This is a genomic window from Leuconostoc sp. BM2 (genome assembly GCF_002095565.1).
Classification (GTDB): domain Bacteria; phylum Bacillota; class Bacilli; order Lactobacillales; family Lactobacillaceae; genus Leuconostoc; species Leuconostoc falkenbergense.
In genome coordinates, this window is the sequence record NZ_MOWQ01000040.1 from 1 (window position 1) to 13,733 (window position 13,733).

Genomic DNA, 13,733 nt, shown 5'->3' on the forward strand with positions numbered 1-13,733 from the left:
GCCACCGCAACTTGACTAGTAGCTTTAGGGACATCAATACCAATAACATAGTGCATAATAGCACCTCCTTAAAAAATATTTTAAACAACCACTGAAACCTCACGACCATTTAATTTTCTATACTTGACGTCTAGCGCCTAACTTACTAAGATCAAATTGTGTGGTAAAGCCAGTGAAATGGCCATTTTTTTCTACGACATCTGGTGTCAAAAGGACCAACGACCTAAGTTTCACTACCAATTTTAGAATAAATCTAAAAAAGGTGAAGATCATCTCCGTCGAGAATAATCTTCACCTTTAATGTTAGTAAGTTTTTTAGTATAAGAGCAATTAAAGGCGCTGCGGCTTTTTTATTCAAGTGTTCGGTTTAATTTTACAATCTACCATATGATGACTACACGACAGTGGTCTCCTTTATTTTTATTGTTAACAATATCCATGCTCAAAAATACTTTTTTTGATCTATCACATTAATGATTGAAATGCAATTACCCTCCATAGCGTGTTTTATGCTTACAAGTCGTTTCACTTTTACACCGCACGCTTCAAGCAGACTAAACGATTTAAGCACAAATCGTATTGATAAAGGAGAATAGTTCAAAATAGCAAGTTATGATTGGCTTCATTTTCTTAATTAAATATAAAAAACAATAGGTCTCAAAGCAGAATAACCATCTGTTTTGAGCCTATTGGATTAATTGAAACGCTGTGTTTTTTTCCTTTGCAGCTGTCAAAACTTTTAATGCATAAACGACACAAGTATGCCAGCTATAACCAGAACTAGCGCACCACCAATACGGTTTCCCATTTGAGCAAAAGCAATCAAATTCAACCTATCAGAAGCAGCCAAAACAGCCACATTTCCAGTACCGCCCATACTATTATTAGCTAAACCAGCAGTAATGACCGACTCGACTGGATATAAGCCAAACAATTTACCGAGGAAATAACTTGCCAATGAAATCACAATAATACTCGTTAAGCAAAGTACCACAAACTGCCATGATAATGCACTCAATAGAAGTTTGATATTAACTAACGACATTCCCACTCCTGCCAACAAGGCATGTGTCATGTTCTTAGTAATCACCTGTCCGGACATAATCACAGACTGTTCATAATACTCAGGCAACAAGCCCAAAGCTTTTGTTAATACAATTGACAAAATGATGAAAGCGTATGCATTGATTGATGGAAATAGTGCACTCAAGAGTGTGCCAAATACAAAGAAAGAAACGGATATGATCAAGCCAACACCTATTTGAGTGTAGTCTGGTTTGGGATCTGCTACGACTTGCGCATCAGCATTTTCAGTCTTCAGTAACACACCGTGCCCATTTGACTTGCTGTGTAAGAACAGTTTAGAAACAAGGCCGGCACTAATAATAGCCAGTAAATTACCTAAAATAACGGCGGGGAATAATTTTGACAAAATAACTGCGGCAGAGCTACCAAAGGCGTGAGCATAAATACCTGAAAGTGGTACAATACCAGCGCCAACTCCGCCGGCCATAATAGGCAAACTTGTATACAATACTGCGTGACTAAATCCAACCCCAATCAACATACCAACTAAGCCCACTCCGAAGAAAGTAACTGCCATTGACAAAAATGCTACTGGTAAAAATCGTACCGCTGCACTGAGTAGCATTTTACGATTCATTTTAAAAATTGATGATCCTATAAGGGACACAATGTACAGGCCAAGAAAATCCATGCCGTTGATAAATCCTGATGCTGTTTTGACAGTATCACTAGGAACTATATTGAGATAAACCAACACAGCCATCACTAATATTGTAAAGACTGAACCACCACCCAAATAAGATCTAAAAATTGGTAAATGAGCCCCAATATAATAGAATACATGTCCCATAATAACCAAAGCTAGAATGGCCCCAATCATTGTATTGGGTAACTTATGCGTACTAATGGCTACAATCAAAAGAATAGCCATTACAATATAAGCAACCAATCCAATCCCACTAATTTTAATTTTGTCCACAGCACCTAAAGCACTTTTGAGCTTTGACTTATTGCCGTTTGTTTCTTTTTCGTTTATCATGATTAACTTCTTTCATTTGTTATTATTAACTTCTTTCGTTTGTTATTTTATTCACATAAAATGTTAAAAATTGTCAAAAAAATAGACACAATACTTTTAATCATTTAAGTATTTTTAAGAAAAAAATCTATTTCACTGTTGAAGCGACCTGCGTCTTCGATTTGCGGAAAGTGCCCTGTATTTTTAATTAAAGTTTTAAAAATATTGATATTGTTCTTTTTTTCACAATAATTACTATAATCACCTGCCCATAATGGTGATTTGTCACCGACAACAAATAATTGAGGAACTGTTATGTTAATAACGGTTGTCCGCCAATCCTGTTTCATATGATCTAATAGTAGTCCGTATCCCAAATCAGCATCAAATGGATGATCTGTTTTAAATCTATTACGAATATTTTTCAATGTTGCTGGCATCTGCTGTTCAGTCAATGGTTGCTGCAAAATTAACGGTGCCAATTCAATAAAATTATCCCAATTAAGGTTTTTTATGCCTGCTTGCCAACCGACATCATTAATTAGTTTTGGTGATTCGTCGACTGTAATTATTTTGCTAACATTCGTTTGTCCAAATATTGTCACATACGCCCAAATCACACTAGCACCCATTGAATGACCAATCAAAATGACATTTTCTAACTTTAAGGTTGTAATCAGTTCGTGTAAATCGGCAGCTAAACGCATGATTTTCATATTTTTGGCTGTATGCGCTGAACACCCATGGCTTCTCCAGTCCAAACAAATAATACGGTACCCATTTTCGGAAAAGTATTTAGATTGAAAATACCACGTCTCTTTGATATCAGAGTAGCCCGGTAAAAATATCATGGTTGGACCATCTCCAACATCACTGTAAGCGAGTCTGACGTGATCGTTTGTCACAATGTAGCTCATACTCATAAAGATCCCACCAATCTTGCTAAGAATATGGTTAAAATTAAGTTATCTGCCGCACCGCCCATGCTAAGGTTTCGTTTAATAAACATTTGATCTAAATCATTGAGAAACTTTAGCCCCTCTGGTGTGTAACTACCACCAATTTGGAAAAACGTCATTGACCAGTGCTGCATGTCTTTTGAAATCGTAGCATTACCGGCCCTTTTGATTAGATTAGTATCATCAATATTACCCGCAATCTTCATCAACGTGTTTAATAGTCGTTGATTAAAGTTACCCTGTTGCTCACAGAGAAATGGCAACGCAAGATTCATCACGATTGGAAAGCCTTTTTCAGCCTCACCACGAACACCCGGAATTTTATATTTAATGAATTGACGTTCTCCTGCTGTTTGTCGATTTTGGCTATTGCGTAAGTTGTTTTTAACTAAATCGTTTTTTACGAGATCTTGAGTCATGTCACTAATTACTTTTTGAATCGTCAGTAAGTTAGTAATACTTTTCTGTGTTGCATACGCAACTGCCGTTACCATAATTCCTAACGAGAATACAGCACCTTTATGGGTATTGACACCATTCGTCGCTGCAAACATATCCTTTTCAGCCCTTATGCCAGCATTCCTTAATAATGAAAACATCCTAGGTAAATCTGTCCCTTTAAATTGATTACCAATACGATATGCTTCATTTAAATAAGGTTGTAATGCCAATGAGCTATCTATGAATGTAAAAACCGTCATATCTTTGTGCGCGCCATTACTGATTGGATCTACAAGGCCCGGTTTCGGGGCTAACGATACTTCATAAAGCATGCCAGTAAGTGCTGCATTAACAACTTGACTTTGAGTCATTTGTGGCACAATCATTTTTGATTTTTCAAAATTATGAAGCATCTTATTAATCTGACTGTATCCCTCTGCAAGAGAATGATTACCTTCTTTTATGCAAGTTTTGGCATCTTTTCCACACAACAAACACTTTCTTGGAGTAAATCCAAGTTCTTCGCGAGATAATTGTTTATCAGCATTTTGACACATGACATCTAAATCCAGCAAACGGCCCAGTGGGTGGCTTTCCTCAAAAGTAATCATGATTTTCTTAACTAGTTTCAAACAACCGCTCGTGACAAAAAATATTTCAGGACCAGTGATTTGATCTACAAATGATGCTTCTTTAATAATTTGAAGATCTTTGAAAACTGGGTTCAAGTCATTAATTATGTTTTGGAATACTGACTGTAATTTTGGTGACGTTTTGATAGGTCCGGGCAAGTTAAGCTTGACACTAGTGATGACAGCTGTTGGGAAACTTGCCATTAACTGTTTTTGGTATTTCTCGCGCCATTCTCTATTATCAAGAACTTGCATTAAGTTAATGCGCTCTCCACCTTCAAAATAGTCCATTCGTTTTTCCTTCTGCTTTTATTTGCTATGTACGCGAATCAAATATGATTCGCTTTTAGCCAATAAAATACGCGATCACTTAATCTGCTACTTCTTTGATAACATCAATGACTGAACCATCACGATATTCTGCCACAGCTACTACACGATCTGTAAATTTGAGGGGTGCTGGTTGGCCAACAATTTTTTCAGCCTTTTGTTGCAACTCTTCAATACTGTAAATTGGCAATCCTGGCACTTGCTTTAGCTGTTCTACCAAATCTGTTCTTTTAGGATTAATCGCAATACCAACCTCTGTGACCACAACATCAATTGAATCTCCGGGGGTGATAACAGTATTAACTTTAGGGACAATCGTCGCAATTCTGCCTCGAACTAAGGGTGCAGAAATAATAGTCAATTTGGCAGTTGCAGCGTCTTGATGTCCACCAATTGCACCTCGGATAACGCCATCAGAACCTGACATGACATTGACATTAAAGTTAGTATCAACTTCTAAGGCCGACAAAATAGCAACATCTAATTTATCAACCATTGCGCCTTTGTTAGCAGGATCGGCATACCAAGAAGCATCAATTTCTTGCTGATTAGGACTTAGCTTCATAGAGCTTGCGGCACCCTTATCAAAGTCTTGTACGTCCATTACACGATTAACTAGGCCTTCATTTAAAAGATCAACAGTAGGCTTAGTGATACCGCCCAATGCAAATGAAGCCTTGATGTTTTGGGCCACCATTGCCTCTCTCAAGAATCTAGTTACAGCAAGTGCCGCGCCACCTGATCCTGTTTGAAATGAGAAATCATTCTTGAAATACTTAGAATTAACAATAACGTCATTAACCGTTTTTGCTATCTTTAATTCCTTTGGATCTTTTGTAAATCTTGTCGCACCTGATCCAATTTTGTCGGGATCACCTACTTTATCTACCTTAACGACATAGTCAACCTGAGTCTGCTTAATTGAAGCAGGTGTGTTAGGGTAAGGCATAATCGTGTCTGTAATCAAAACTAGTTTGTCCGCATACTGCGCATCAATCAGTGCATACCCTAGTGACCCAAAAGCAGCGTCACCATTCATGCCGTTAGCATTACCCATTTCGTCTGAATTAGGTACACCTAAAAATGCAACATCAATTTTGATTTCACCTGATTCAATTGCACGTGCACGTGCGCCGTGAGAGCGGAAGATAACTGGATTTTTGAGAATACCATGTGATACCGCATCACCAAGTGTGCCACGCATACCAGAAGAAGTGATATTAGTGACAACACCCTTTTTAATTGCTTCAATCACAATATCATTCATAACATTTGTTAAAGAAGAAGGCGCTAACGTAAGATTTTGATAGTCCATGTCAATAATTTTTCTCATGACTTTGTTAAAGACAAAGTCACCTTCTCGAAAGTGATGATGAAATGAAATTGTCATGCCATCTTTTAAAGTATTTGACAAGACATCATCAATTGAACTTTGAACTTTACTTTCTCCAGTAGTTGCTCGCACCTTAGGACCAACTCTTTGAATCTCAGGATTGCCATAATTTGTGCTTTCAAACACACTATCATCTAATTGTTCCAAAATAGCATCAGGAACGTCGATATTTACTTTATTTTTCAATGTAATTTCCCTCCGAATCTACTAAGTGATTGGCGTTAGCTAGTTTCATCACACGTTGTGCACGCAAGACAACTGGTCTATCAACCATCTGCCCGTTCATTGATATCACACCAGAACCCTTTTGTTTGGCTTCTTCAATAGCAGCAATAACATTTTGCGCATTGTTAATTTCTTTTTCTGTTGGCGCATAAACTTTATTGACCATCTCAATTTGGCGGGGGTTAATCAATGATTTACCGTCAAATCCCAATTGATGAATTAACTGAGTTTCTCGATAAAATCCTTCTTCATCATTCAAATTGGTAAACACAGTGTCAAATGCTGCGATACCGGCGGCACGTGCAGCATGTAAGATAACATTCCGTGCATACAAGAGTTCTTGGCCATCAGGATAACGATGTGTTTTCATATCAGTTGTATAGTCTTCGGCTGATAAAGCGATACCAATCATACGGTCAGAAGCATTAGCATTAGCAATTTCAATCGCATTAACGACACCAAGCGCCGATTCAATAGCTGCCATCATATGTGTTGTGCCAACTGGACGACCAAACTCTTTTTCCGCGTCGGTGATTAGACTTTCCAATTCATGCATCATCGCTGCCGTTTCAACTTTAGGTAATCTAATAACGTCAATACCAGCTTTCACCATTGCTTTAATATCATTTTTATAAAACGGTGTATCTAGTCCATTGATACGCACGACTAATTCTGAAGAACCATAGTCTACTGTTTGAAGCGCTTCATAAACCAGATAACGTGCTGAATCTTTCTCAGCCAAAGAAACTGCATCTTCCAAATCAAACATGATAGAGTCAGCTCCAAAAATTCCTGCATCCTTAACCATAGCTGGGTTATTACCAGGAACAAACATCATTGTGCGACGTAATCGATCGTTATTCATTACAAAACCTCCCAATTTGGTTGATCAACAGCATCTAAAGCTCTTTGAATCGCCGTAAGGGTACGTGCCTTGATAACCATGTCCAATGCCCCTTTATCAACAACTTTCACCACAGCATTTTCTATGCCATACAATCCCAATGTTTCTTTAATTGTTAATTTAATATCATCGGCAAATTGTTTTGCCACATCAGAAACCAAATCAAATTCCACTCCAACTGTCCCTTTGCTTAACATGATTTGAACATCGGAAGATTCTAATGTTCCCGCAATGGCTGTTTTTTTAATTTCCATTAATCTTTTGTCCCTTTCTAATACGTTGTTGCAATTCTAGTAAGTTATTTGAAATAAAATGCTGTGTCGTTTCAGGCACCATTTTTTGCCATACTGTTTCATCTCCTTTATCAATTGCTTCACGGACGGTGCGTGCCGATATAACACCCAGATCACCCGCCGCTAGTTTTCTCTGAATGACATGAACTTCAATTTGCGGATTTAATTCAGAAATTAACTTTTGATTGTACAAGTTAGTGGTGTGTGATAACGGTTCACTGCCAACATATCGACTAGTTATACCTAAAACTGAAGCAATTTTATATTTAAACAATCTGACATCTATTGATGTTTGATAATCAATGGCAGAATCGTTATGTTTTAGAAAATACGCAGGAAACGTCAGATAACTAATGATATAGGCACCACCATTAACCACAATGACATTGGATAGGTCTTGAACACCTGCCTTGACGAGCGCAATACGCTCATCGGTATGAAATAACGAAGCTTCTTGATTTAATACAAACACATAGACAAGTTCATTATCTCGGGATGCCTCTTCAATTAGGAAACGATGACCGTTTGTAAATGGATTGGCATTTATAACAACACTGGCTACTTTATCAATAGGTGTTTTGGGACGCGGAATTGTTGACAAGTATTCCTTAATATCTGGTAATCCTTTTTCCAGCAAAATTCCTTGTTTACACTCAGCCAACGTTTTGAAGCCAATGTATTCAAAACTTTTTTGGTAAATTGGTTTGGTGAAAACAAATTGATGAAAACGTCCCTCAACGGCCATAAAGTTTTCTAGTTTTGTCATGAGTTGATTAAAGAGTGTACTGTGACCCGACATTGTTGTTTCTTGCACTGCAACGTACTTAATCACATCTCCAGCAATTGAACCAGTCCCAATAATTTCCTCGTTTTCATACACCGCGATTGTGATATCTAAAGGATTTAACTCACTATCATCAAAATTTTTGATGCCACAAGCCATTAAAAAATTTTGCCAATCACGTCGCACTGACTTATCCTTTAAATCTATTGTTGTAATTTCATTTGACATCATATCGTTTTAAGCGTGCTGTTTAGCATAATCAACTACAGCTGTTTCTACCGAGTTCACAACGTCATCATCAAAGACAGCTGGTACAATATGGGTGGCATCTGGCTCACTAATCATATTTGCCAAAGCATGTGCAACATTAAGTTGAAGTGCCATGTCAACGTGTTTAATGCCACTTTCTAGCAAACCTTTAAACAAACCAGGGAATACAAGTACATTGTTGACTTGATTTGGCCATTGTGACGAACCAGTAGCAATAACTGCTGCACCAGCTTGTTTAGCATCATCAGGTGAAATTTCTGGTACAGGATTTGCTAATGCAAAAATGATAGGATTCTCGTTCATTCGAGCTACTTGCTTTCCGCTCAAAACATTGGCATCTGACAAACCAATAAATACATCTTGATTTGCAATAACATCGTCTAATGTTTTGCCATCTACTTGAGTAACCTCACGTACAAGCTCTTGCTGGTAACTGTTTGAATTTGCGTCGCCCAAATTAATAACGCCGTTAATGTCTACTAATGTAATATTAGAGATACCAGCCGCAATCAAAATTTTTGTCGTGGCTACACCTGCAGCACCAATACCGTTAACAACAATTTTCAAATCATGAACATTTTTACCAACAACTTTTGCTGCATTAATAATACCCGCTAATACAACAATTGCAGTTCCTGTCTGATCATCGTGATAAACCGGTATGTCAAGTTCATTGCTTAAGCGTCGTTCAATTTCGAACACCTTAGGTGCCGAAATGTCTTCCAAATGAATACCAGCAAAAGATGGTGCAATAGCTTTAACTGTATCAACGAATTGATCAACACTCATTTGATTCAACGCCATGGGTAAAGCATCAACATTTGCAAAATTTTTGTAGATTAATGCTTTACCTTCCACAATTGGCAAACCAGCAGCTGGTCCAATATTGCCTAAACCAAGAACAGCAGATCCATCTGTAATAACCGGAATTAGTTTTCCACTCATTGTGTAATCACGTTTTTTTGACGTATCTTTAGCAATGAGTTTCGCTAGTCCAGCAACGCCTGGTGTGTATGCTTCACTTAAATCAGTTGGTGTAGTGATATCAAAACAAGATTCAATATCGAGTACACCCGTATGTGCTTGATGAATTGAAAGCACTTCATCCATATTTACCATAAATTACTCCTTTTTCTTTTTCAGTTATTACAAAACGCATAACTGATAACAAACTCATTCTATGGTTGTCATTCTAAAAAGTCAACTGTTTTTTTAAAATATTTGAAATAAATTTTGTTTAAATTTTTTATTTTTAAATATTTAAAATCATTTTAGTTTTTTTAAATTAATATTTTTAAAATCATTTATTTTTTTTGAAATAATTTGATATTTTTATAAATTATTTGTACAATTTGTAAAGATAACAAATGGAGGCATTCGTCATGCTCGAAAGAACAATACTTTCCCAAATTGCTGAGGATTATTATTTAAACAAATTGCCGTTCGGTGATATTTCAAAAAAATACAATATTAGTCGTTATTTAGTTAATAAATACCTCAATGAAGCGGTTAAAGTTGGAATTGTTAAGATCGAAATCACTGAAAATTCTAATCGTAATCCGCAGATTGAGCATATTTTGTGCGACAAGTTCAAAGACATCAATTTTTATGTGGTTCAAGATGACATTAACAATATAACAACATCCGAGCACCTTGCTAATTTTGCCGCTACCTACGTTGATGAGGTTCTACAAGATAATAATAAAATTGTTGGTTTAACATGGGGCGAAACCATCTACACCATGATTGATAGTTTAAAAAACAGACCGCTTGAGCGTGTTAAATTCACACAGTTTTTGGGAGAAAACATGAAGTATAATTCAACCGCCGGCTCAATGAGAATGGTTGAAAGAGCCGCAAAAAAAGTTTCTGGTGAATTTTTAACCTTACCAGCACCGTTGTACATTTTAAACGACAGTGTTCGAAATGGTTTGTACTCAGAGCCTTCTTTACAAAATACCATTGCGGTCGCCGATAATATGGATGCGTTGATTACCGGTGTTGGCACAATATTATCGCTTGATTCTATTCCAATTTGGAAGCAAAATTTGAATGCAATTTTTTCTACTGTTAATACTCAAGAAATTGCTGGCTTGATTTATGGTCGCCCTTACGATATTAATGGTCGTTTTTTAAATCTTGAAGCCGATAAAGTGTTGGGTCTTAGCATTGACCAAATATTGAAGGTCCCAAAAAGAATTTGCTTGGTGAGAGGAAAATCAAAATATAAGCCAGTTATTGGTGCAATCAAAGGCAAATTAATTACCGACGTCATCATGACGGAAGGTATGGCGTATAAAATTTTGAATGAAACATCCTAAATCCAAATTGCAAACTCAAATGCTATGATTCATGATTAAAACTTCGCGCCGGTGTTATATTTCGATGGCAATGCGCTTAGTTGTTATAGCTAAGTAGGCTGAACAATGTCTTGGATTAACGTTTGCTTTTTTGTGGTATAGTTGACAACTGTCATTTCTACATTCTCATGAAAGTCCTTTAATTGGCATCAAAAAAGCAATCTTTAATGTTTAAGAAACAAAGAAGATTGCTTTTAATGTGCTATCTGCTAATTACAAATCGTCACTAAATTACTAACAAATTATAAATAAAAAAGAAGTTAAATTGCTTAAAAAAATAATTTTTTGAAGCATCAGCTGCTACTTAATGTTAGTTCGTAGCATCATTTTTCATGAGATAACGGTAAGTTCCAAAGCCAAATACAAATGCGACGATTGGTATGCCAATTAATATAACCCATAATGCGGTCGATTTAGAAATCGGTTGTGTTAACAAATCAGCAAAACCCGGAATTCGGCTACCAATACCCAGTAGCGTATCAAGTACAATCAAACCATAAATAGTAATTAAAAAAGGCATCCGTTTACGCTCAACTAGGAAAATGATTGTTGTGATAACAAATAAAATTAGGATTGTACCAATACCCCACCAACCCGGTAAACTCAAAGAAAGTGGTGTTTTCAGGAAAACACTTCCTATGATCAGGCCAACAAAAATCAAAGCATAAGCAGTGTAACTAGTATATTTTTTGAATTTACTTTTTTGATATGTTTCTTGCCCTATCAACCATAAAACGCCTAGAGACCAAATGAAACCAAGTAAGCCAGTTATCATTAAATTACCAAGGTCCAATTTTGCTGAAGGTACTGCCATGCTGGGAATGGTAAAGAAGAGAACATAACCAAACAAGATATAGCAAGCTAGTTTGAAAGTTTCAAAAAAAGATTTGGGTAATGTTTGCAATATTTCATCAGCCAAGGCTTGTGGATTTTTACCAAAATAGTTTTCGGCAGATTGTCCATTACTTTGAGCGTCAATTAAGTCGTGCAGCATGTCTAACAGGAGTTGCTCTACATCTCTTTCTCTATTAAACGTTGATTTGCCACGGATATAGGTTAGCAAATCCTCATAGTATTGTTTGTTTGCTGAATTTAATTTTGCTCGTAACTGATTGTTTCCATTAATCAAATTATCGTTGTTCATGAATCATTCCTTCTTTCATTGATTAAATCATTGACATTGAGTGACAACGTATCCCATTTATTTAGAAATATTTGCCGGGCTTGTTTACCAGTGGCCGTTATATGGTAATATTTGCGTTGTGGCCCATCTTTTGACGGTTGCATTTTACCTATAATCAGACCTTTTTTTTCCATACTCATCAATAATGGATAGATTGTGCCCTTTGGCACATCAGCAAATCCATATCTTGAAAGTTCTTGACTGATTGCATAACCATAATAAGGTCGCTGATTAATTAGAATCAACAAACAACCTTGCAGAATACCTTTAAGCATTTGACTGGAAATATCATTTTGCGGCAAGTGATCACCCCTTCTCCTCTATTATGTATTGCATACTAGTAGTGTAACACAAATCACTAGTTTGTAAAGCAAAATAGTAATAATAAATAAATTAACGACAATATCAGATTAAATCTGCCTATACACAACAATACGATTACGTACCAATATTGCCAAAAAGGTAAGGTGACTTTGCTGCATCACCTTACCTTTTAAATTGAATTTTACTAAATTATTATTGACTCATTCAACTAAGATCACGCTAGAAAATGAATGATTTTATCAAACGCAATTTGTTTATTGCCGACTTGACAGTGCCTCTCCCCACCACTTGCCTGATCAAATAAATAGGTGGTGACGGATTGGGCGTTGATTAATGACTTAGCTACGTCATCAACTGTTGCTGTTGGCACATACATATCATGATCACCAGCTAATAATAAGACATCTTGTGTAATCTTGTCCTCAATACCAGCCATTGTAAACTTTGAAATAGCTTTGATTAAATCCGATGGCTTTTTTGTATGCATCACTTCATTGCCTTTTTGAATTTTAAAGGCCATATCCACATCGTTTTGGGTTGCCGCCATGATTTTACGATTAACTAGGGCTGCAATCACTGGATTGTTGATTTTATGGACTGCATTCACTGCCTTATCAGGTAATTTCATTGTCAAAGAATCCATCATACTATAATAGACATCAAAGGCAATCACTTTTTTAATTCTAGGTTCAAACGCAGCGGCCCGCATTGACAGATAACCACCTAAGGACATCCCCATCAAGTCAGCTTCCTCAATGTTATAATAATCAAAAACAGCCTTAACAGGAAGCTCCCATTGGTAAGTCATTGGTAAACCATATTTCAGCGCCATTCCTTGACCAGGTCCTTCAAATAATACGAAATTATATGTTTTTAACACACCAACACAATGAGCCAATACCAAGCGAATTAATTCTTCTAAGTAAGAATCAAACCCGCCATGAAAAATCAAAGTGTTTGTAGCACCCACCTGACGGACAATTGCAACTGGTATTTTACCATTTTGATAAGGTATTTGATCAAATTGAATTTGAGATTTGTCAATGGATTGATAATAATTTGACTTAAACAATGAGTAGGTTTGCGCTTTGATTGGATCATCTTCACCAACAAAAAAATCTGCAAGTTGGTAGTAAGCAGATGATAGTGCATACTGTTTTGCATTTTCAGCTTTCTGTCCTAATGCCATCCAAACCGAAATCCAGCTTTTAACATCGGTAATTTGCTTTGCAGCAGCATAGACGTCAGCCTGAACCGTTTCATTTTCATAAAAAGGTTCAATGAAGCGGTTGATTTGAAAATTGAATTGTTCGTCTGTATGATAATTCTGATACATATTGTATCCTCCTCGTATAGTAAGTTTAAAGACTTACATTATTTTTTATTTTTATGACTGTTTTCTCTTCACTAATTGAACACCGTATGATAGTCTCTAATTGTCATTGGCTTTGGTCAACTGGTATTGGTTTGATCCCCCTGTAGTTTAACTACTTTAAAAGACTGCCGCCCTGACAATCACTGCAATCGCCAACCACATGCTGTATCGATTATGCTGGCCACTGATATTGAGTAGTATCAGTTGTAGCTTGGA

General features: G+C 36.6%; 12 protein-coding genes. 1 reads left to right on the forward strand and 11 read right to left on the reverse strand.

Translation table 11 applies throughout. The features are described from left to right. Positions 1–739: 739 nt before the first annotated feature. The 8 genes from BMG01_RS08990 to BMG01_RS09025 form a co-directional block, all read right to left on the reverse strand. Positions 740–2,065, reverse strand: coding sequence for a 2-hydroxycarboxylate transporter family protein (locus BMG01_RS08990; RefSeq protein WP_004915382.1), 1,326 nt, complete (start codon positions 2,063–2,065; stop codon positions 740–742). A 104-nt stretch (positions 2,066–2,169) separates the two neighbouring features. Continuing rightward, positions 2,170–2,967: an alpha/beta fold hydrolase gene (locus tag BMG01_RS08995; RefSeq protein WP_004915380.1), complete on the reverse strand. Its 798-nt coding sequence runs from the start codon at positions 2,965–2,967 to the stop codon at positions 2,170–2,172. Beyond that, positions 2,964–4,367, reverse strand: a complete 1,404-nt coding sequence (gene citG / locus BMG01_RS09000; RefSeq protein ID WP_004915378.1) for a triphosphoribosyl-dephospho-CoA synthase CitG — start codon at positions 4,365–4,367, stop codon at positions 2,964–2,966. Before citG ends, BMG01_RS08995 begins: the two co-directional genes overlap by 4 nt. Before the next feature lie 79 nt (positions 4,368–4,446). Further along, a complete protein-coding gene (gene citF, locus BMG01_RS09005) occupies positions 4,447–5,985 on the reverse strand; it encodes a citrate lyase subunit alpha (protein ID WP_004915374.1) in 1,539 nt (512 codons plus the stop codon). Next, positions 5,975–6,889, reverse strand: coding sequence for a citrate (pro-3S)-lyase subunit beta (gene citE, locus BMG01_RS09010; protein WP_004915372.1), 915 nt, complete (start codon positions 6,887–6,889; stop codon positions 5,975–5,977). Before citE ends, citF begins: the two co-directional genes overlap by 11 nt. Continuing rightward, the gene (gene citD / locus BMG01_RS09015) at positions 6,889–7,182 is read right to left on the reverse strand and encodes a citrate lyase acyl carrier protein (RefSeq protein ID WP_004915369.1); all 294 of its coding nucleotides are present in this window, start codon (positions 7,180–7,182) and stop codon (positions 6,889–6,891) included. The genes citE and citD overlap by 1 nt, the downstream gene beginning before the upstream one ends. Further along, a complete protein-coding gene (gene citC, locus BMG01_RS09020; protein ID WP_036067196.1) occupies positions 7,172–8,233 on the reverse strand; it encodes a [citrate (pro-3S)-lyase] ligase in 1,062 nt (353 codons plus the stop codon). The genes citD and citC overlap by 11 nt, the downstream gene beginning before the upstream one ends. A 9-nt stretch (positions 8,234–8,242) precedes the next feature. Next, a complete protein-coding gene (locus BMG01_RS09025) occupies positions 8,243–9,394 on the reverse strand; it encodes an NADP-dependent malic enzyme (RefSeq protein WP_004915364.1) in 1,152 nt (383 codons plus the stop codon). A 263-nt stretch (positions 9,395–9,657) separates the two neighbouring features. On the opposite strand from BMG01_RS09025, the gene BMG01_RS09030 reads away from it, so the two are divergent. Next, positions 9,658–10,596, forward strand: coding sequence for a sugar-binding transcriptional regulator (locus tag BMG01_RS09030; RefSeq protein WP_004915361.1), 939 nt, complete (start codon positions 9,658–9,660; stop codon positions 10,594–10,596). 349 nt (positions 10,597–10,945) lie between these two features. Here the strand turns inward: BMG01_RS09030 and BMG01_RS09035 are convergent, their stop codons facing one another. The 3 genes from BMG01_RS09035 to BMG01_RS09045 form a co-directional block, all read right to left on the reverse strand. Further along, entirely contained in the window at positions 10,946–11,779 is an 834-nt protein-coding gene (locus BMG01_RS09035) for a hypothetical protein (RefSeq protein ID WP_004915358.1), read from the reverse strand. After that, positions 11,776–12,120, reverse strand: coding sequence for a PadR family transcriptional regulator (locus BMG01_RS09040; protein WP_004915356.1), 345 nt, complete (start codon positions 12,118–12,120; stop codon positions 11,776–11,778). The genes BMG01_RS09035 and BMG01_RS09040 overlap by 4 nt, the downstream gene beginning before the upstream one ends. Positions 12,121–12,356: 236 nt before the next feature. Continuing rightward, on the reverse strand, positions 12,357–13,478 hold the full coding sequence (locus BMG01_RS09045) for an alpha/beta fold hydrolase (protein WP_004915355.1): 1,122 nt from the start codon (positions 13,476–13,478) through the stop codon (positions 12,357–12,359). Positions 13,479–13,733 lie beyond the last annotated feature (255 nt).

Bases quoted from the DNA above. Each gene is read 5' to 3' on its own strand.
- citG (WP_004915378.1), bottom strand. From the start codon at position 4,367: ATGGACTATTTTGAAGGTGGAGAGCGCATTAACTTAATGCAAGTTCTT.
- BMG01_RS09025 (WP_004915364.1), bottom strand. From the start codon at position 9,394: ATGGTAAATATGGATGAAGTGCTTTCAATTCATCAAGCACATACGGGT.
- BMG01_RS09035 (WP_004915358.1), bottom strand. From the start codon at position 11,779: ATGAACAACGATAATTTGATTAATGGAAACAATCAGTTACGAGCAAAA.
- citC (WP_036067196.1), bottom strand. From the start codon at position 8,233: ATGTCAAATGAAATTACAACAATAGATTTAAAGGATAAGTCAGTGCGA.
- BMG01_RS09030 (WP_004915361.1), top strand. From the start codon at position 9,658: ATGCTCGAAAGAACAATACTTTCCCAAATTGCTGAGGATTATTATTTA.
- BMG01_RS08995 (WP_004915380.1), bottom strand. From the start codon at position 2,967: ATGAGTATGAGCTACATTGTGACAAACGATCACGTCAGACTCGCTTAC.
- citD (WP_004915369.1), bottom strand. From the start codon at position 7,182: ATGGAAATTAAAAAAACAGCCATTGCGGGAACATTAGAATCTTCCGAT.
- citE (WP_004915372.1), bottom strand. From the start codon at position 6,889: ATGAATAACGATCGATTACGTCGCACAATGATGTTTGTTCCTGGTAAT.
- BMG01_RS08990 (WP_004915382.1), bottom strand. From the start codon at position 2,065: ATGATAAACGAAAAAGAAACAAACGGCAATAAGTCAAAGCTCAAAAGT.
- BMG01_RS09045 (WP_004915355.1), bottom strand. From the start codon at position 13,478: ATGTATCAGAATTATCATACAGACGAACAATTCAATTTTCAAATCAAC.